This is a genomic window from Streptomyces sp. NPDC097619, assembly GCF_040302735.1.
In the GTDB taxonomy this organism is placed as follows: domain Bacteria; phylum Actinomycetota; class Actinomycetes; order Streptomycetales; family Streptomycetaceae; genus Streptomyces.
On record NZ_JBEOSD010000326.1, the window covers coordinates 1 to 1445 of the forward strand.

The following is a 1445-nucleotide window of genomic DNA, read 5'->3' on the forward strand; positions in this document are numbered from 1 at the left end:
GGCCCGCTTCGCGGGCCTTGGGAGGGTGCCCGCTTCGCGGGCTGGGGGGCTTCGCGCCCGAACGCGGGGCGGCCTCGCTGCGCGGGGCCGTGGTGCTGCGCTTCGCTGCGCACTCCCGGCTTCGCCGGGGTCAGAAAAGGGCCCCGGCCGAAGGCAGGGGCCCTCACTCCAGTCGATCTCCTGAGTTCACTGGAGGTGTTCCTCCATCCCGCTGCGCGGGGTGTGCCACCTTTTAGGCGTCCGGGTTTTTCCCTGAGGCAGCGATTACGATGCGTTCTGCTTGTAGCTTCGCAAAGAATTGTAGGTTCTTATCGCGGGGAAGATCCTCAGTGGATATAGATGCGGCTACAGTCCCGATACGCAGATTTACATAGCCGTACCTGCTCTGTGGATCCGACACCGAGCCGACAGTCTCGGATGCGTCTACCTCGTCTGCGTCGATTTTGAGGTTCAGAGACTTCGGATTATGCTTCCTCAGCCACTCTAGCTGCTTTTCTATCAGCATTTTCATGCCTACCTTGGCATTATCTACCGAGTCATAGGCGAGCAGGGTGAAATCCACACTGCTACGGCGTGATTCGTCTGTTTCCATGGATGAAAACGAGACCGCGGTAAGTCCAACACAGCTCCAATCACTCAAACGTCGATGTTGACACTCGCTCTGGGCGATGCTGTCACTCCGGGTGCTCGGGTCACTGCTCGACCACCCCTTCGGCGCGGAGAACCGGCTCGGGATGGCTTGAGAAACCTGGGAAGGACTGAATGGCTTATCGGCCGCGCGGAGCCCCCCACTCGTCCCGCTCCCACCCGAACAACCCACCACCGCCAGGGCTAACGCAAGTCCTGCGACTACCCTCCGCTTGCCATGCTTCACCAAACGCCCCCGATCTGCCGATGCGACTCAACTCGGCCTGGATACCACGACTTTGACCTCCAGTGAAGGTCAAAGCCACAGATCCTTCCCCTCCACCCACCGAATCCCGGGCCCCTGTACGGACCCGACCTCAAAGCACTCATCAGGACTGATGTCCTGTGTGAGACCACGAGAAAGCCAGTACCCTCACGACCTCCACGGGCTCCGCTAGAGCCGGGGACTCGTACGCGACGTACGGCCGGAGGGTGCTTGCGCGGCGCTGCACCGGCGCGGCCCCCGGCCCGGCCAGACGGCACACGCGCGGTTCTGAGCCCCTTTCAGCACCGCGCCCATCCACGGGGGCTTCACCCAGCCTGCGGGCGCCCCACACAGGCGCACAGCCGCGGTCCGGGGCGCCGGAACGGGCCCGGCAGGGACACGGTCCCGGGGATGATGATGCAGTGCTCATCGCTTACCCGTGAACCAGCACCACCGCTGCCTCCCTTCACCATCCGCCTACCCGCGTCCGGGCTCCGATCCTCCCGGCGGCCCCGGCCGGGCGCCGCCGGGCCGGGGCCGGACGGGGGCGAGG

At 64.6% G+C, this 1445-nt stretch carries 1 protein-coding gene; it reads right to left on the minus strand.

The genetic code is table 11. The annotated features are described in order from the left end of the window. Positions 1-232: 232 nt before the first annotated feature. Positions 233-592 (minus strand): hypothetical protein, encoded by a 360-nt coding sequence (locus tag ABTZ17_RS36790; protein ID WP_352200177.1) that lies wholly within the window; start codon positions 590-592, stop codon positions 233-235. Between the last annotated feature and the right edge of the window lie 853 nt (positions 593-1445).